This window comes from Aeoliella sp. (assembly GCF_965227375.1).
GTDB lineage: Bacteria > Planctomycetota > Planctomycetia > Pirellulales > Lacipirellulaceae > Aeoliella.
In genome coordinates this window covers 718,932-734,587 of record NZ_CBDDFX010000001.1, presented here as the reverse complement: position 1 = coordinate 734,587, position 15,656 = coordinate 718,932, and the positions used below count along the sequence as shown (strand labels likewise).

At 56.1% G+C, this 15,656-nt stretch carries 15 protein-coding genes, 1 other RNA gene and 1 pseudogene; 4 read left to right on the top strand and 13 right to left on the bottom strand.

Features of this window, described 5'->3' with window-relative positions; translation table 11 throughout:
• Positions 1-112: 112 nt before the first annotated feature.
• The 4 genes from ACQK2L_RS02955 to ACQK2L_RS02940 form a co-directional block, all read right to left on the bottom strand.
• Complete coding sequence (locus ACQK2L_RS02955; protein ID WP_425395440.1) at positions 113-595, bottom strand: DUF1569 domain-containing protein; 483 nt, start codon at positions 593-595, stop codon at positions 113-115.
• A gap of 2 nt (positions 596-597) precedes the next feature.
• Complete coding sequence (locus tag ACQK2L_RS02950) at positions 598-930, bottom strand: PAS domain-containing protein (RefSeq protein ID WP_425397408.1); 333 nt, start codon at positions 928-930, stop codon at positions 598-600.
• Between the two features lie 89 nt (positions 931-1,019).
• The gene (locus tag ACQK2L_RS02945) at positions 1,020-1,577 is read right to left on the bottom strand and encodes a hypothetical protein (protein ID WP_425395439.1); all 558 of its coding nucleotides are present in this window, start codon (positions 1,575-1,577) and stop codon (positions 1,020-1,022) included.
• A 115-nt stretch (positions 1,578-1,692) separates the two neighbouring features.
• A complete protein-coding gene (locus ACQK2L_RS02940; protein WP_425395438.1) occupies positions 1,693-2,994 on the bottom strand; it encodes a sulfatase-like hydrolase/transferase in 1,302 nt (433 codons plus the stop codon).
• A gap of 301 nt (positions 2,995-3,295) precedes the next feature.
• On the opposite strand from ACQK2L_RS02940, the gene ACQK2L_RS02935 reads away from it, so the two are divergent.
• Positions 3,296-4,708 carry a hypothetical protein gene (locus ACQK2L_RS02935; protein WP_425395437.1) on the top strand — a complete coding sequence of 471 codons (1,413 nt, stop codon included), beginning with the start codon at positions 3,296-3,298 and terminating at the stop codon, positions 4,706-4,708.
• A 97-nt stretch (positions 4,709-4,805) separates the two neighbouring features.
• Here the strand turns inward: ACQK2L_RS02935 and ACQK2L_RS02930 are convergent, their stop codons facing one another.
• Entirely contained in the window at positions 4,806-5,333 is a 528-nt protein-coding gene (locus ACQK2L_RS02930) for a hypothetical protein (protein WP_425395436.1), read from the bottom strand.
• A gap of 289 nt (positions 5,334-5,622) precedes the next feature.
• Positions 5,623-6,465 (bottom strand): TIGR04255 family protein, encoded by an 843-nt coding sequence (locus ACQK2L_RS02925; RefSeq protein ID WP_425395435.1) that lies wholly within the window; start codon positions 6,463-6,465, stop codon positions 5,623-5,625.
• An 847-nt stretch (positions 6,466-7,312) separates the two neighbouring features.
• Between ACQK2L_RS02925 and ACQK2L_RS02920 the strand changes: the two genes are divergently transcribed.
• Both ACQK2L_RS02920 and ssrA read left to right on the top strand, forming a co-directional pair.
• On the top strand, positions 7,313-8,173 hold the full coding sequence (locus ACQK2L_RS02920; RefSeq protein ID WP_425395434.1) for a hypothetical protein: 861 nt from the start codon (positions 7,313-7,315) through the stop codon (positions 8,171-8,173).
• A 268-nt stretch (positions 8,174-8,441) separates the two neighbouring features.
• Positions 8,442-8,805, top strand: a transfer-messenger RNA (tmRNA) gene (ssrA, locus tag ACQK2L_RS02915).
• A 258-nt stretch (positions 8,806-9,063) separates the two neighbouring features.
• On the opposite strand, the pseudogene ACQK2L_RS02910 reads toward ssrA, so the two are convergent.
• Positions 9,064-9,660 (bottom strand): annotated as a pseudogene (locus tag ACQK2L_RS02910) (tyrosine-type recombinase/integrase); the annotation flags it as partial.
• Between ACQK2L_RS02910 and ACQK2L_RS02905 the strand changes: the two are divergent.
• Positions 9,583-10,212 carry a hypothetical protein gene (locus ACQK2L_RS02905; protein WP_425397439.1) on the top strand — a complete coding sequence of 210 codons (630 nt, stop codon included), beginning with the start codon at positions 9,583-9,585 and terminating at the stop codon, positions 10,210-10,212. The pseudogene ACQK2L_RS02910 and the gene ACQK2L_RS02905 sit on opposite strands and share 78 nt — an antisense overlap.
• Here ACQK2L_RS02905 and ACQK2L_RS02900 read toward each other — a convergent pair.
• The 6 genes from ACQK2L_RS02900 to ACQK2L_RS02875 form a co-directional block, all read right to left on the bottom strand.
• Positions 10,129-10,344: a helix-turn-helix transcriptional regulator gene (locus ACQK2L_RS02900; protein WP_425395433.1), complete on the bottom strand. Its 216-nt coding sequence runs from the start codon at positions 10,342-10,344 to the stop codon at positions 10,129-10,131. The genes ACQK2L_RS02905 and ACQK2L_RS02900 overlap by 84 nt on opposite strands.
• Positions 10,337-10,582, bottom strand: coding sequence for a hypothetical protein (locus ACQK2L_RS02895; RefSeq protein ID WP_425395432.1), 246 nt, complete (start codon positions 10,580-10,582; stop codon positions 10,337-10,339). The genes ACQK2L_RS02900 and ACQK2L_RS02895 overlap by 8 nt, the downstream gene beginning before the upstream one ends.
• Positions 10,583-10,676: 94 nt before the next feature.
• Complete coding sequence (locus tag ACQK2L_RS02890) at positions 10,677-11,081, bottom strand: hypothetical protein (protein ID WP_425395431.1); 405 nt, start codon at positions 11,079-11,081, stop codon at positions 10,677-10,679.
• A gap of 269 nt (positions 11,082-11,350) precedes the next feature.
• A complete protein-coding gene (locus ACQK2L_RS02885; RefSeq protein ID WP_425395430.1) occupies positions 11,351-13,663 on the bottom strand; it encodes a hypothetical protein in 2,313 nt (770 codons plus the stop codon).
• A gap of 10 nt (positions 13,664-13,673) precedes the next feature.
• Positions 13,674-14,414, bottom strand: a complete 741-nt coding sequence (locus tag ACQK2L_RS02880) for a hypothetical protein (protein WP_425395429.1) — start codon at positions 14,412-14,414, stop codon at positions 13,674-13,676.
• A 994-nt stretch (positions 14,415-15,408) separates the two neighbouring features.
• Positions 15,409-15,654 carry a hypothetical protein gene (locus ACQK2L_RS02875; RefSeq protein ID WP_425395428.1) on the bottom strand — a complete coding sequence of 82 codons (246 nt, stop codon included), beginning with the start codon at positions 15,652-15,654 and terminating at the stop codon, positions 15,409-15,411.
• Between the last annotated feature and the right edge of the window lie 2 nt (positions 15,655-15,656).

Below are 15,656 nucleotides of genomic sequence, written 5' to 3'. Positions count from 1 at the left end.
CATGCAACCAACACTGCACTGCTGGCCCACTTCCATCGGGCGGAGAATGGCCTGGGATGCTCGCATTCAGCACGCGAGAAGACGCACAGCCCGATAAACCAGCAGTGGCACCCTAACCCGAACCCTCGCCGGTTGCCGGCAGGAGGAAACTCAGGTGGTGGGCCGCATGGGCCGAGTAGATTCGCTCCAGATTCTCACGAGTGTTGAAGCCGAACCCTGGATGCGTCTGATACTTGCCCTCGTGGCTAAGAAAGCGGGCGATCTGCTCGCGGTACTCCTTGAGCCCCTGCTGGTCGTCGACATCGTCGGCAGGAACGTACGCCGCTGGCGCTCGGATGCCCGAAGGCGATTCGAACCGCAGCAGCTTCGGTAGCAGCAGCCACCGGACGAAGGGCCGCAGCGGTGCGAATAGATAGGTGTAGTTCGGGTAGCCGTCGATGCTCGAGCGAATGTCGAGCGCCAGATGCCGGCACGCTTGCCCCAAGGTCCAGTTTCCCACGCGCTCGTACGGCGCACCACTTAGCCGCGCAAGCTCCTGCTCCACAGCCTGCAAGCTCGTTAATTCGAGTGGACGACGTTCTCGGGAGTTGGGCATCTTCACTCGATCGCAAACGAGATCCCAAAGCAGCACGGTTTTCCCTCGAACTCGTCGGGCCACTTGCAGACACTCAAAGTGGCCCCTCCGCGGATCGACTGATCAACGCGCTCCCGCAAGTAGATGGGCGATCCGGAATCGAGGGCTCTCTTGTCCTCCGCCCGAAGCGCGTCCGCGTTTTCCTTCCAGACCAGTTCGTAGTCGGTCTTACCGACAACGTCCTCTCCCACCAATTGATAGATGGCTTGATTGCCCCACGCATAGGTGCCCGCGGTGTCTTTCACCCAGAACAGAAACGGCACATGGCTAAACGTCTCGAGGTCCTTGGCATTCATCACGAGGGTCTCCCCGGGGGTTGCGGTGGAAGTTGGTGCCCATTGTAGCTCGACTCTCCGAGTCGAAGAACCTGGCGCTGCAACAGGATTCACGCCCTCAGCCAAATCACCGCCGCGAGCAAGATACATGCCACCGTCGTCAACACCGACAGCGCCCGTAGACTGAATTGCCACGGCTTTTCTTTGCGTCGCTGGCGGTCGATGAACCACGCCGAGGGCAGCACTGCAAACAGGATGGTCGGCAGCCACAGCCGGGTGCCGAGGGTCCAGCGGCGTTGCTCGGCGCTTTGCCAGTAGTCGGCCTTGTAGCCGTGCGGCACCGAGCCGAACAGCATCGTTACGTCGTCGCCCGAGAAATCCCACTTCATGCCGGGGGGATACCACACCAGGGCGCGATCGAGTGTCTCCTGGCCGTGATCTTCAAAGTAGCTCGGCGGCAAGCTGAGTCGCGCGTAGATCAGTTCGATCGACCCGTAGTTCCAATGGGCCACCGCGCCATAGTGCTGCAAATCGTCGTCGGCCGCCCAGCGCGAGTAGCTTGTCCGCAACTGCTCGTGATGCGTACTGCTGCGCGCCCAGAGTCCGGCCGATACCACCAGCATCACTAGCGAGAAAGCCGAGAGCAGGTGAAACACTCGCCGCCACATGTTGGTTCTCTTCGAGCAGGTTCTGCAGACGCAACGACTGTTCGACGCCGTAGCACTTGAAGAAGTTCCGCGGAAACGATTGTAGCTCGACTCTCCGAGTCGAATTTTCTGGCACTCAATCCTCGAACTCGAGCAACGACTGCCCGGCGGAGGGAAACGTTGCAAGGGCGGCCGATAGCTTCTGTTTGGCGGCAGTCATCTCGTCGGTCATCTCGTCGTCGGCGATGGGCTGCTGTTCGAGCGGGTCGCTCATTACATCGAAAAATCGGCCGTCGGCGTAGAGCTTCCATCGCTTGTCGCGCACCAACTGCTTTGGCTGCGTCTTTTCGGGACGTGGGTTGTAGTAACAGTGCACCCACTCCCGCGGAGTGTACTGCTCGCCGACCAGCTGCGGATAGAAACTCACCCCATCCAGTCCATCCGCTGGCTGCTGGCCGGTTGCTTCGAGCAGCGAGGGAAGAAAGTCGGACATGTCGACCAGGTTCTCGTTCACCGCGCCGCCATTGATCTTGCCGGGCCAGAGGGCCACCAGCGGGACGCGCATCCCCGCGTCGGTGGTTTGGCCTTTGCCTCCCCGAATGGTCTTGCCGTCGAGTTGCGACTTGATGCCCCGGCCAGTGCCATTGTCGCCCAGGAACAAGATGAGTGTCCGGTCCGCGATGCCCTGCTGCTCGGTGGCCTGGACGATTCGCCCCACCAACTGGTCCATGTAGGCAACCATGTCCTCGAAGTTTCGCTGGCGGCCCTGGCGTCGTGCCTTGCTGTCGGGAGTACGCACGAATGGCGAGTGGACCAGGATCATCGGGTAGTAGGCGAAGAACGGCTCGTCGCGATGCTCCTCGATGTACTCGACCAGATAGTCGGTGCATACATCGGGTCCATACTTCTTCTTGTCGAACTGCTTGTCCTTACCATCGATTGTTAGCAGCGGCGCCTGATAACGCTCGCCTCGCCGTTCGACTTGCCAGAGGCAATAATTTTCGAAACCCGCATCGGCCGGCAATGAGCCTTTGCCACGGAACCGGGGAGGATAATCCTCCGAACCCAAGAGCTGCCACTTGCCAGCCACCACGGTACGATACCCGGCGTCGCGAAAGTACTGCCCGATGGTGCGGGCGGAGCGGGGCAGGATGGAGAACGCCGAGTAGTTGCGCACGTTCGACAGGCCGGTCATCAGCTTCACGCGCGTGGGCGTACAAAGCGGCTGGGCGTAGCAATGCGTGAAGCGCATGCCACGTTCGGCCATGCGATCGATATGCGGCGTCTGGTACTGCGCGCTTCCGTAGCACCCAAAGCACTCCGAGCCAATGTCGTCCGCCATGATCAGAATGACATTCGGCCACTGCTCGTCCGCCTGGGCGATGTTCCAGCAACCAATCGCGGTGACCAATGTAATGGCAAGTCGAGCACTCAGCATGCGCTGGTCCTTTCATCAATGGACAGATCCGAACGGCTTCGCACCGCGAGTATAACCGACCGCCTGCCAGCACGGATCATTGTAGCTCGACTCTCCGAGTCGAATTCCCGGAATCACGCTGCTGGTTTTTTACCAGTCAACATGGCGTGTAAAAACGGTACTTCGCGTCGACCGCGAAATTCATCCGCCAAGCGGTCGTTCCGTTGGTTGAATACCCGTAGCCAGCCGACTAGCATGTTGGGTATCCCGCCGGTGGCCGCCCTCTTTGGTCGCCATATTCCCGCCCGACTTGGAGCTTGTGATGTCTCTCTCTGCCCGCGCTGTCAGCTTGTGTTTGTTGGTTGTCGTTTCGTTGTCCAGTCATGTTGCATTCGCCGACGACAAGCTGGTCGCGCCGTTCATCGATGGACCTTGGACCCAGATCGCCGGCAACCCCGACCTGGGTGATTACACCAGTCCGCGACAGCAGCCGGTGGACTTCGCCGTGTGGCAAGCGGCCGACGGAACCTGGCAGGCGCTCTCGTGTATTCGTGGCACCAAGTGTGGCGGGCAGACGCGGCTATTGTATCGCTGGGAAGGAAAGAACCTGACCGACCCTGATTGGAAGCCGATGGGAATCCTGATGGAGTCGATCCCCGACTTAGGCGAAGAGCAGGGTGGGTTGCAGGCGCCGCACGTGGTGAAGGAGGGCGACACTTACCACATGTGCTACGGCGACTGGAACAACATCTGCCACGCGACCAGCAAGGATGGCAAGCACTTCGAGCGCGTCATCCAGCCGCACGGCGGCACCGCCGTATTCTCCGAAGGCCCGGGCTGCGGCACCCGCGATGTGATGCTGCTGAAGATCGACGGGCTGTGGCACGGCTACTACACCGCTTACCCCAACGACCAGGGCACCGACTTTGTCCGCACCACGCGTGACTTCGATAACTGGAGCGAGCCCACCGCGGTGGCCCTAGGCGGCATCGCCGGCATCGGCAAGTTCTCCGCCGAGTGCCCCCACGTGGTGTACCACGACGGCTACTACTACCTGTTCCGCACGCAGATGTACGGGCGGAACAACATCTCGCGGATCTACCGCTCGAAGGACCCGCTGATGTTCGGCGTGAACGAAGACGAACTGTACCACGTGGGGAGCATGGCCGTCGCCGCGCCGGAGATCATCCAGCACGAGGGACAGGACTACATCGTCGCCCTCAACACCACGCTCGACGGCCTGCGAATCGCCAAACTCGGCTGGCGCGAACCGCCACAAGTCGGCGAACCGGTCTTTGCGCTCGACGACGCGTCGCACCGCGAAGGCTGGAAGGTCGAGTCGGGCGTCATCCACACCCCGCTCATCGTCACCCGACGGATCTACTTCAACTCGCCGCAGTTCCACTTCGTCGGCACCGCCGAACTCCCCCGCCGCCGACTGGACGACAACCGCCAAGGCGTGGTGCGTTCGCCCGAGTTCACCATGACCGACGACCAATACTACGCCTACGTGTCCGGCGGCACCGACAAGGAGAACCTGTACGTAGCGGTCGTCGACGCCGACACCGACAAAGAACTGCTACGTTTCTCCAGCCCCGCGAGCACCAACGTGATGGAACCGATGCTGATCGACACCCAAAGCGCCCAAGGCCGCCGCGTGTACCTCAAGATCGTCGACAACGCCACCGGCAACTGGGGCCACATCAACTTCGGCGGATTGCACCGGGTGGAGTAGCCCTACACTCGCTACGGGAGCATGAAGGGAACTATACGCGTCGCCATTGACGCAGAGTCGAGGCGCCTCCGCGTCCTCCGTTGAAGGAAAGGCGACGTCACTTGAACGGAGCGATGCTAGACGGAAGTCCTACCCGCATGAAGAACCTCGCGAACGCTTGAGAGAAGTGCTCTAAAAACGGCGGCTGCAATCGCGATCGTCCACCAAGAGTAGCAGCGTGAGCAGTCAAGTATTCGATCGGGAGGCTCAGGATATGTCCGAAATCAACAACAAGCGATTTTGTGTTGTCTTCCGGAGCCTCCGGCGACGCCAGCATATGCAGAGATGCCTTTTGTCCTTTGCGCACTCCCTCCCAATTTTTAGGTGACTTGTAGTGTGCATTTGCTTCGGCAAACTCATCCAAGGTATGGATAGGGCAGAGGGCAACAAACTGAACCTTGCCATTCTCCAAGTCGCAACTTTGCGTGACAATTATAAGCCGCTGCGAGACTACTTCGACTTCTTTTGCCTCATCCTCGCCTGCAGATGGCGTGGGATCTACGACGATAGGTACGCTACAGTCCGCAAGCAGGTCGCCTTGCGCCAGCTGCTCCCCTTCGATCGACGACCACCAAGAATCACTCATTCGGTCTCGTCAAGCTCCGAATCGATAGTCCGCGGTTTCATCGGCGTCGACCGCTTAAACCGCACTCTTATCGTACCAACTTTCTTCAGCGGAACGTGCCTGATTCCGTCATCGTCTAATTGAAGAGTGGGTGCATTGCTAGGACGATCCAGCCAGCGGGCGAAAGCGCCACGGTACTGTTCGATCAAAGCCAAACCGTCCGCGCCTGAGGCGGGGGGCGAATTGTCCAGCGCGTAGATCACCTGTACTTCTGCAGCTGGACTAACTGGTGGTTCTAGGACAACGGACATTATTGGAAAAGCTCTCTTGTCTTATTGGTGATGCTCGCTTCAAACACTTTATTCTTGTAGATGTGGAGAGTCTCGAAGTAACTCCAAATTTCGGATTCATCCTGGGGAACGGCGACCGATCGGAAAACATCTACATCAAGTATAATAGATACTACACCCATGTCGGGCGGGGGGACAATCGTCTGGTTAATGACGGCTGTGGCCTGAATGTCGTCCAGGGGAAGCTGCACTTGCATGAAAAAACCTGCCATTGTTTGTGGCAGATCGGGCGAAATCTCGGGCGAGGTACGGAAATACTGCTTAAGATCGACATTTTCTTGCGGAACGTCGATTCGGTTGATGTATCTGACAGCAACGCGAGACACCGAAGAGATGTCCATTGCCTCCCGATAGTTGCACCATACCGACTGGGCGCGGTCACGAAATTGTCCCCAGGATTCGTAAGGAGCCAGCCAGCTATGGGCAACGCCTGTGCGGAGCAACTGGCAGATGTGCCGTCCGTCCTCTGACAGACACCGGACACCAGTTTGGGTTTGCTGAGCAGATGCAGCGGCCGTGACACCCGGTTCCACGTGCATTCGTCCAGTCGCCTCATATACCGCTCCAGACTTTGGATAGTCGTTTCGGAGATCGGAGGCCAAGTTTTGCAGCCTGTCGAGACTTATCTCGGTGCGTGGCTCGACACGAAGGTCGATAATCGCCTCCGTAATTGGAGCCTTATTGTAGTGAATGGTCTCGCCCATTGCTGAAAGTGTAGAGTAGTTTGCGCCAGGAATCCATTTCAATTTTATACGTATCGAACGGCGCCATTGTGCGGCAATGTCGATCTTGCGGCTATTCATCGGGCCCCAGACCTTCTTCGGATAGGGACCGTCTTTGTGTCTGGTGGTGTGCCCATGGTCCATATGGTCCAGTCAGGAAGTTCTCAAGAGGCTTCGGCTCGGGCGGTCCGCTAGGTGCCACTAGTGGTACCCAGAACCGGGCGTGTGGTTTTTCTCTGCTCACTCTGTTGCCTTCTGTTCAAACGCCCATGCTGGGTGCTCGCGGAGCTCGTCTCCAGGGCACCCCACGCGGTCCTTGGCACCACAAGATCGGAGCGCCGGGTGCCACTGCTGGTTTATCGAGCGTTGCCCTTGTGGTACCTCTCGCACGCGAGCGGCACAGGGTTCTTCGTCGCCCGATCGAATGGAGCCAGCAGTGCTTTGTGGACGTCTGCGTTGCGTGAAAGACACTGCTGGCTCGTTGCAACGTGGCGGTGGGTCCCGCGTCCGAGCCCTTGTGCCATGATGCTTTGGAACGGCGAACGGCGATAAACCAGCAGTGGCACCCAAATCGGCGGCAGTGCTTTTTTCTTCTCTGCTCACTCTGTTGCCTTCTGTTCAAACGTCTCTCGAGAATTGCCGTAACTGCGCTTAGCTTGTTACGGCCTACGTCTGGAGCTCTCTACGTAGATGCAGTTTCGTAGCTACCGTCGCCAGACGGTGGACGCGTTGCCACGCACGTTTGCAGCCCCAAGTGTCATGTGCTCTTGGTGGGGCGTCCACGCTCTGGCGAGCGTAGCTACGGGCGCTTGGAGCGTGGAGCGAATGGCTGTTTTCTTTTCCGCGGTTGGTGGTTTTCTTACACCCGTTTGCTACAACTTAGGTAGACGTAACTGTACACCCATATATCTATCTAAGGAGCCCGAAAATGGCGAGACCACGAGTACTAGACGAGGTGAAAAAAGGTGAAATTGCCGCCCTGATTTCGACTGGGATGAGCATGTCGAATGCCGCCCGATACGTGGGGTGCGATCGAAAGACGATTCGGCGGGAACGTGAAGTCGACGAGGCGTTTGACGAGCGGATTCGCCGGGCGCAGATGGGGGCAGAACTCAAACCGCTGCAGGCGATTCGCGAAGCGGCTAGCAAGCACTGGCGGGCGGCCGCCTGGCTCATTGAGCGGCAGGACAAGCAGCGAGCTGCGCGTCGAAAAGCCAAACAAGCCGACAAGGTGACCGTGTCTCGCAAACAGCTTGCCAAGGTGGCGGTGAAGGTCAAACAGGCAGCGTTATCCATGGTCGCGTTTCCTGAATTCGAAGCGGAGGTGGCGCAGAAGATCGACGAGGCGCTAGTCGAACTCGCGCCGGTGCTGGCGGCGCCGCGTCCACCCGCGCCTGAGCCGGTGGAAGTTCAAGCAGAAGTGGCCGAGCCGGTGAAAGCCGAAACAGAGCCGCAAGTTGCCAAGGAAGCCGCGAAGCCGAACGGCACGACGACCCCACCTGCGTGGCTGCCACCGAGTAATCCGACGTGGCAGCAGTCGGCCGCGTTTCTCGAGCAGCTTCTCCCTGAGCGATATGGTCCACCGTCCGAGCGGCCGACGGAGCCGCCGACGGGGAAGGAGCTCAAGTTCGCCGCGGCGCTACAGGACTTTCGCGACGACTTGTTCGGGGTGCTCCGAAAGGAACATGCGGAGCGAACGGGTGGGACATGCGGGGAACAACCTGGTGGGGCAGAGCCGGCCGAGGTGCGAAAAGAGTCGGGAAACACTGAGGTTCGCGATGAGTCGTAGGGGGTGAACTCCAGGGGTTTTGGGCCAACGGATGGAATGTTGGGGCAAAACTCGAGTTGGGGCAGAACCGAATCGTGGTGAGAGTTTCGCGGACCGCGTGGCGGTCCGGCTAGTGGAAGTGGGAATTAGCCGGATTGCCACGCGATCCGTGAATGGATGGGGCTACGCGTTCGCGCAGCGAAATTCGGGCAATTTTCGAACCTTCACTGGTCGATAGAGGTCGAATACAATAGAGAGTCCGCGGTTTCGCGGGTGCTTCTACTACTCTGGGGGCGAACAGGGTTCGACCGGATAGGCGAAGCGTAAGTGGCGTGTCGTGGTTGATCGGTGGCCCACGTTAAAAGCCGATCACAACCTTCAATTGCCGAAGGTAACTACGCTTTGGCTGCCTAGAACTAGGCTGCCCGTTCCCCAGTTGCTCGCCGGAAGCGGCTGACGGAACGTATAACCCCCTCCGGACCGCCGCGGTTCACTGCTGAGCACGGCCGCGGTTAAATAAGTTCTCGGCTAGTTCGCCGGTAGCCTTGCCTCGGAGGCGCCCGACGAGCGAAACCAAAACTCTGAGGACACACACGTAGAAGCTTGCGTGGAGATATTACGGGACGCGGGTTCGATTCCCGCCGCCTCCACTTTTGACATTCGCTGTCAGACGACGAATTTTCGCGATAACCCCTGTCACTGGCAGGGGTTTCGTCGTTTGGGGTCGAACTCTCCCCAGTGCCACCAGTTGCCACATTTTGACAGCCAGAGTCCCCTGGCGCGTGGCCAGAACGTGGACACTTTTTTGCGGGCTCTGATTGCGGGTCGGTCAAGACCTTCGACTGCTCAGCAGCCAGCCCCTTCAGCTTGGTCAGGGCCTTCGCCTGGTCCTTCAGTCCGATGTGGGTGTACCTCATGGTCATCCGCACGTCGCTGTGCCGAGCGAGTTCCCTGGCCTCGACCAGTGAGACACCGTTCCTGAGTAGTTCGGTGATGTAGGTGTGTCTTCCGGCAGAATGGAAGTCAGCAACACCATCAGCGTTCTTGTAGGGAATCCCTACCCTCTCCAGATCAAGCTTGACCATTCGCCATGTTCGCCGTTTCCCAAGTTTGGGAAAGAGTGGTTCATCGACTGCTAAGGTGGGCAACCAACTTTGTAGCATAGAAACCAATTCCGGATGCAAGGGTAGAACATCCTCACGCCGATGCTTCGAGCAAGCAGCATCTACCGTTAGGGTGGGCTCAGATGAGTCGAGGCGAAAGCTCTTCGGTGTGAGGCTCGCTAGCTCAAGTCTTCGTAGACCAGTGAAGTACGCCAGTATGTACAAGCGTGCTCGCGTTTCTCCATCAAAACACTGAATATCTTCCCCGCTCTCTCTGGCCGACTTGATCAGCAGAGCGACCTCGTCCGCCGAGAGTGCCCTGCGTTTATGTCGAATGTCTACTTCCGCATTCAAACGCTCCAGCCCCAGCAAGGGGTTACTAGAGATTCGCTTCGTGAGCAGCATCCAATTACAGAAGCCGTCAACCGCCTGCACGTAATGGTTATAAGTTCGCCTTCCAAGGTCTTTCTCCTTACAGAGCTGTTTGAGAAACGCCTCAATCTGCTCCGGGTCAAGATCGGAGATCGTTTCAAACGTGCAGCCATTCACGACGCGGCGAATGCGTCCCATGGTCAGTTTGATATGCTTGGGAGTGTTCTCACTCAGGCTTTTTTCAAACGCCTTGATATGAGTTTCCAGCTTGCTTTCTTGAACATCTCGCTCGCGTTCCTTTGCGGGGTCGATCAAACCCCGCTTTCGAAGCATGACGTCATGCTCAAGCTTTGCTGCCATCTGCTCAGTGGAGCGGCGATCCGTAAATCCCTTCACAGTTCGCCGTTTTCCAGAATGGTCCGTGTAGTTCACGTACCATGCGGCGTTCTTCTTATCCTTGTCACGCTTCTTCTTGTATATGCTGGCCATCGGAACCCTTTCTCACTTGGTTACCACGGGACATCCATTGTTAATCCATTCTTCCACGTCGTCGAGACGCCATCTCACACTTCCTCCAATTCGTAGCGGCTGCACCAGCTTGCCCGTGCTTAGTAGACGCCAAATAGTACGCGTAGAAACATCGAGCATCTTCGCAAGCTCTTCAGCGGCGATGAGTCGGACAGTTTGTCTCTCAGAAATCAGTTCCTGATTATTCATGGCTGCCTCCTTTCTCCGAGTTCTGCTGTTTGTAGATCCAGGTGTGGGCTAAATCTGTAGCCTTGGAGACGAGCAAGAGGTCATCTCGGCCAAAATGGGAGGACTCTACCCAGCGATCGCCATTCTTATAGAGACGACTGACGGTAATGTTGAATCGTCCACCGCTCTTAGTCTGATTTTGCCAGATAGAAGCCTTGATAAGTCCAAATCGGATCTCATGAACTGGCACTTTCGGCATGCTGCCCTCCTTTCACGGAAGTAACTGGGTAAAAGTGTCCTGAGCCTCTTGCGAGGCCCAGGACGGGTTGTGGTTACTTAACTGTCAAAGCATCTTAGACATCTCGAAATCCCCCAACTGTAATAAATTGCGGGGCTGTTCCGTCGGATGGAACGATCACGTCTCCGACTGAACCTGATCGAGCCTCAGTTCGCAGCCAGATAACGCGCTCGACTCGGCCAGGTTCTTCGCCGTTACAGTTCGTGCAGGCAAAGACGTCATCGAAATCCTTAGCGAATACAATTGCCGCTAAGAAGTAATCCGCCGGATACTGTAAGTACCATGAGAGGCACCATTCGGATGAATCACCATTAATCCGTTCAAGGTTGGCCCTACACCAAGCATCGGTGTACGGTTGCCAAACCTCAAACAGCTGAATATCGATGCCTTCTTTTATCAGTTGTTGAACCATGCTTTTTTTGACATCAATGTCGCGTTTTGTTAGTGCTAACTTAATCATGTCACTAACTCCTGTTGTATCCGCAGCCTTTCAGGGGGTCGGGCTACGGTAGGTTTCGAGCAGTCGCGGCCCGTATTAGCCGTGACTGCTTCCCCCTCGCTCAAGACCACACTGGTCCTCAGCGAAGAGTCGCTTCATTAAAATCAAAAAACCGAAAACAAGCCGAAGTCGCCCAAGGGCAACCGACTGAGCTGACGCACTCATCTCTGCGACGGGAGCGGTGGATTGATTTCTCCCAGGGGTTAAAGAAAGCGGTGGAATGTTTGAAGCTAGGTTAGCGGGGTAGGCACCCGTGGTGGGGACGTCTTTTTCTTTGGGCCCAATAGCGATGAACTAGGAGGCCCTGAGGATGGTCGATGAGCGCCGTTGACCAGCATTCCTGGCACAGCGCTCGGCCATGGAGCCAACGTCCGATCGATGTAGTCTTGAGCGGTCGCCGTGTGAAAGCCCATTTGAGCAACGAACATCTGTCCACCGTAGGCGGTGTACCCAGCATCATCGGTCAGTCTCAAGAAGTATTGATCGCGAGAAGAGTTTACGCGGTCAATCAAGCCTGTGGAGACGCGATCAAGTATGTGCTCGGTGGTGGTGAAATTCGTTTGTTGTCCGTTGCTGTTGTTAGAGACGGATTTCGAGTACAGAAAGTCGATATACTGGCCACCATGCTTTCGCACCTGCTCGACCCCCAAGCTGTCTGTTGCCTTGATCCAGGCCGACAGAGCCAAATTGCCTGCGAGCGTGTCTGCCATGTGTGGGTCAACAGCGACTAAATCAGCGGAGCTTTGATTGGTGAGCACTATGCCGATGCCTTGGGATCTCGCTTGCTGCAAAATGAGGTCTAGCTGTCGGCTAGTTAAGCGTTGGAACTCATCAATGAAGACTACACACTTCACTGAACGATCAGTTGTATGAGCGGCGGCAGCAAATAAGGATGAAAGGATGACTCGGCCAATTTCGGGGTTGCCTACCGGATCAGTGACCGCTGGCAGGCGGCAGTGAAGTACCGTAGGTACCTGGAATAGGCGATGAAGTTGAATTGCTCTATCGAGAACTTCTTGTGAGTTTGTAGAACGAGCATTGAGTGCATCGACCATGCCGAGACGACGGAGCATGAGGCGAGGATGCTCGCCATCTTGTTTTACTTGTCGAGAAAGTTCCCAAGGCTCTTGGGCGAACTGCAACTCCTCAGCCAATTTCTCAGCAGCCTCATGGAAGCTGAATAGAGACGGATACTTACCCGTAAGATGCTGCTTGACGGTCCACGCAGCATCTCTGTACCACGATTCACCGTATACTTGAGCCCCATTCAGCCCAAAAAAGCCGAGCATAATGCTCGCTTTTTCCTCCGGAGAGCGAGCACCCCAAAAAGGCTGTGAGTAGAGGTCAAACAAGTAACTTGCTTCACCGTGCACCGGAGTGAACGGATAAATTGGGACGTGCCTCCCCTGCCGCAATTGCACTCGCTCTACCGCGGCATGAGCCGACCAAAGGAGTTCGTCGCTGGTCGCTTTTAAGTCGAGAGTCACCACCGAATATCCCAGCGCGATTAACTGCTCCTGAAGCTGCATCACAGATAGTGTCTTTCCAGAGCCAGGAGAGCCTTGTATCCACCCACCTCTTAGCAAGCAATCTGCCGGATAGAGAATAGGAGACCCATCGCCATGCACACGCCCCAGGAAGACGCTCTTGGCTTCCGTGGGGTTACTTGAGCCATGCAGTTGCTCGATAAACGGAGTCCAATGCTTTGGCTCGAATTGGCAATCGAGTAAAGCATGTGCTTTACCCAAGATCCCCTCTGAGACGGCTGCCATGAGTAGCAATGGTATCGCTACAGGCATTACTAGTAGGAAGGGCAGCAATACGAGTAGCGGTTCACCACCACGGCTGAGAAATACTATGGTTTCGGGAGATACAAGAACCCCTGCCCATAAAACTGCTAGCGCAGATGATGCTGCGACACGACTCTGAGCATCGCCTGCCGGAGACTTCATGACTCCTAAGGCCTGCGAGTCATGGGGATCATAGGAAATCCAGCTCCTAAGAGCAGCAAGGAATGCTGGTACGGTTGGCTTAGAAGATACCCCAGCTGGGAGCGTAGCTGTAACACGAAAATTTCGGACAAGTTCCTTAGGAAGGATTCCGCATGATGCCCTGTAGATCCAGTGCTTTCGAAAGAGTAGAGCGACATAAATGGAATAGGCTAAGGTGGCAGGAAACAGTAATAGGTGAACTTGAGCTTCTGACTTGTAGCTCATCAGCAAAGAGAAGTAGGTGAGAAGGAAAACCGTTCCCGTTCGAGCTGCGACTTTGGTGCCGATGCGCCGATAGGTGCGGACTAGATAGCCCAGAATGAAATAGGCAACGATAATGCCTGCGATGAGAGCATCGAAATGCAAAGCTAGTGGGAGGAGAAAGGCTAGGATGGAAACGCAAAATAAGCCTGTGAAGAAACTCCGCAGCTTGGGTGGAGTTGTCAACTTCGTGGTGATTGGAAACTCGAAACTCAGACGCTGCGTAGGAAGCTTGTCAATTCGCGTCGGATTTCCATCGGCTGCAACCCGGTATAGATCTTCCTTACTCATCGTACTCCTTTCACAGAAACAGGGTGAGACTCTTATCGTGTGCAGTACGGAGAATTGCAGGAAACCTGAGTCGATCGGCGGCATCCCACAATGCCATCTCCTGTTCGGCGGTAGCAGTGACCACATGGACTATAAATCGTTGTTCGTCGAGTAAGCGATTAACGCATGGGTGTTGGCGATATCGATGGAGTTGCTCAGCTACTTTGTTGATAACGGCTTCGCCTCCTACTCGATACTCAACTCGAACCGTGACCAGCTTTGATGCTGGGCCACTTGAATCGAGGTAGTAGGCCCATTGATGAAGGTCGCGAGTGTTGGGGAAGTCCGGGAATGCCTGAGCGAGTTCTTCTGGCAACAGTCGCTGAATTGAAGGTTGGCTGTTCGCCATTAGAGACAAGCAGCCCAACTGGTAGGGCAACACTTGTGGGCCGAGTCTACGTGAGTACGACTGTGGGTACTGCCAGCGGGCAATTGCAGCTGAGCCAAGTCGCAAGTAGCTCTTGCTTGCATGCAGAGGCCAGCGCTTTAGTAAACCTCGCTTGATGAGTCGAACGATGAGCTTCTGAGCGGTAGGTTTTTGCACTTCTGGAACGACCACACGACGAATCGTCTCATTGGTACCAACATGGTTGCGGAGTAGAAAGCGAACCATCTCGTTGGAACGGTGATGCAGTAAGTCAGGCTGGGAAAGAATGGGTATTGAATGCATTTGTTTAGTAAATGGCGATAGGGACATGATGGAGCTGGGCATGCATCAGGAGTGCTTCAACTCGGTCAGGGCGATAGGCACCCGCATAGTCAATCATCAGTAGCGTCCTATCTCCGCGTCGCAGCATGGCATCTTCGACTTTGACACAACGGCCTCGCAAATGTGCGTATTCTGATTCATTGAGCCAACACTTAGCGGTGAGCTTTGGCCAACGGCGAAGGTAGTGAAGGTAGAGATCCGCAAGCCCCAGATCATGAGTGGCCTGGATGTCCTTCGGTGATTTGATGGGGCTGCAACCTAGCAATCCCCGCCCAAGGTCCGTTGCGTTGTAGATCCGGTTCACGACTACAGGTTGCGTCTTCCATCTTTGCCGAGCTAGGTACGAAACCTGTCCGCTATGAGGAGTGGCAATTCCTGGTTTCCAGATGCAAAGGGGCTTGCTTACGGGAGGCGGCTGACTTACCAGCACATTGCGTCCTTCCACCAAGCCGACCCTTTCGAGCTTCTGAAGGCGGCGTCTAGCAGCAATCACTGAGACACCCCAAAACTGCTTTGCAAACTCACATGTAAACTGAGCGACGCGACGAACCGCGGCGTCAAGTAATCTGAGGTCTGCACTGCTTAACTCTCTACTCATTCTTGTTTGGCTCCCTGCTGAGAAAATATTCTGCATACAGCTCAACAAGAATCCCACTGATAATGCCAGAGACGACTAATGCGACAACACCAGCCCACCACCCCCAAAGCCCGCCGCATATAAACATCAGTGCGATGCAGAGGTAGCTCATCAAATCCATTAACGTGTCCTTAAGTAGAAATGTGTCGAGAAAGGTGGCCTCACACACTTCATCCGTAGAATGCTCCGGCTCTCTACTCGATGTTGGTCGAGCACTAAAAGCACGGTCTACGGCTCTGCCAGGTCTTGCCTTGCGACTACTCGTGGATGCCCTTGAGCCTTGCACGGCATAATGCTTGGCTCGCTCATTTGGGTTTGGCTGAAACGGATAAATGGGCTTAGCATTGAGAGCTGCATCATTCATTGCGCTACCAGAGTCATGATGTACTTCAAGAAAATAGACCATGCAGAAAGAAAACAAATTGGGAGGCAGAACTTGATCGTGTTGTCGGCGTCAGCGTTCCAGTAAGCTCTCCACAGCGTCCCTGCCTCACTTGGCAAGTCACGAACGGTTAGAGATCGATCCTCAGCATCTGCTTGATTGCCTGCCGTGGCAGTATCAGGCTCGGTCAGGAGTTGGGGAGGACGATCGAGCGGCGCATTCATGA

Bases quoted from the DNA above. Each gene is read 5' to 3' on its own strand.
- ACQK2L_RS02885 (WP_425395430.1), bottom strand. From the start codon at position 13,663: ATGAGTAAGGAAGATCTATACCGGGTTGCAGCCGATGGAAATCCGACG.
- ACQK2L_RS02900 (WP_425395433.1), bottom strand. From the start codon at position 10,344: ATGAATAATCAGGAACTGATTTCTGAGAGACAAACTGTCCGACTCATC.
- ACQK2L_RS02875 (WP_425395428.1), bottom strand. From the start codon at position 15,654: ATGAATGCGCCGCTCGATCGTCCTCCCCAACTCCTGACCGAGCCTGAT.
- ACQK2L_RS02940 (WP_425395438.1), bottom strand. From the start codon at position 2,994: ATGCTGAGTGCTCGACTTGCCATTACATTGGTCACCGCGATTGGTTGC.
- ACQK2L_RS02955 (WP_425395440.1), bottom strand. From the start codon at position 595: ATGCCCAACTCCCGAGAACGTCGTCCACTCGAATTAACGAGCTTGCAG.
- ACQK2L_RS02935 (WP_425395437.1), top strand. From the start codon at position 3,296: ATGTCTCTCTCTGCCCGCGCTGTCAGCTTGTGTTTGTTGGTTGTCGTT.
- ACQK2L_RS02950 (WP_425397408.1), bottom strand. From the start codon at position 930: ATGAATGCCAAGGACCTCGAGACGTTTAGCCATGTGCCGTTTCTGTTC.
- ACQK2L_RS02925 (WP_425395435.1), bottom strand. From the start codon at position 6,465: ATGAATAGCCGCAAGATCGACATTGCCGCACAATGGCGCCGTTCGATA.
- ACQK2L_RS02905 (WP_425397439.1), top strand. From the start codon at position 9,583: ATGTCGAATGTCTACTTCCGCATTCAAACGCTCCAGCCCCAGCAAGGG.
- ACQK2L_RS02945 (WP_425395439.1), bottom strand. From the start codon at position 1,577: ATGTGGCGGCGAGTGTTTCACCTGCTCTCGGCTTTCTCGCTAGTGATG.
- ACQK2L_RS02890 (WP_425395431.1), bottom strand. From the start codon at position 11,081: ATGATTAAGTTAGCACTAACAAAACGCGACATTGATGTCAAAAAAAGC.
- ACQK2L_RS02930 (WP_425395436.1), bottom strand. From the start codon at position 5,333: ATGAGTGATTCTTGGTGGTCGTCGATCGAAGGGGAGCAGCTGGCGCAA.
- ACQK2L_RS02920 (WP_425395434.1), top strand. From the start codon at position 7,313: ATGGCGAGACCACGAGTACTAGACGAGGTGAAAAAAGGTGAAATTGCC.
- ACQK2L_RS02880 (WP_425395429.1), bottom strand. From the start codon at position 14,414: ATGCCCAGCTCCATCATGTCCCTATCGCCATTTACTAAACAAATGCAT.
- ACQK2L_RS02895 (WP_425395432.1), bottom strand. From the start codon at position 10,582: ATGCCGAAAGTGCCAGTTCATGAGATCCGATTTGGACTTATCAAGGCT.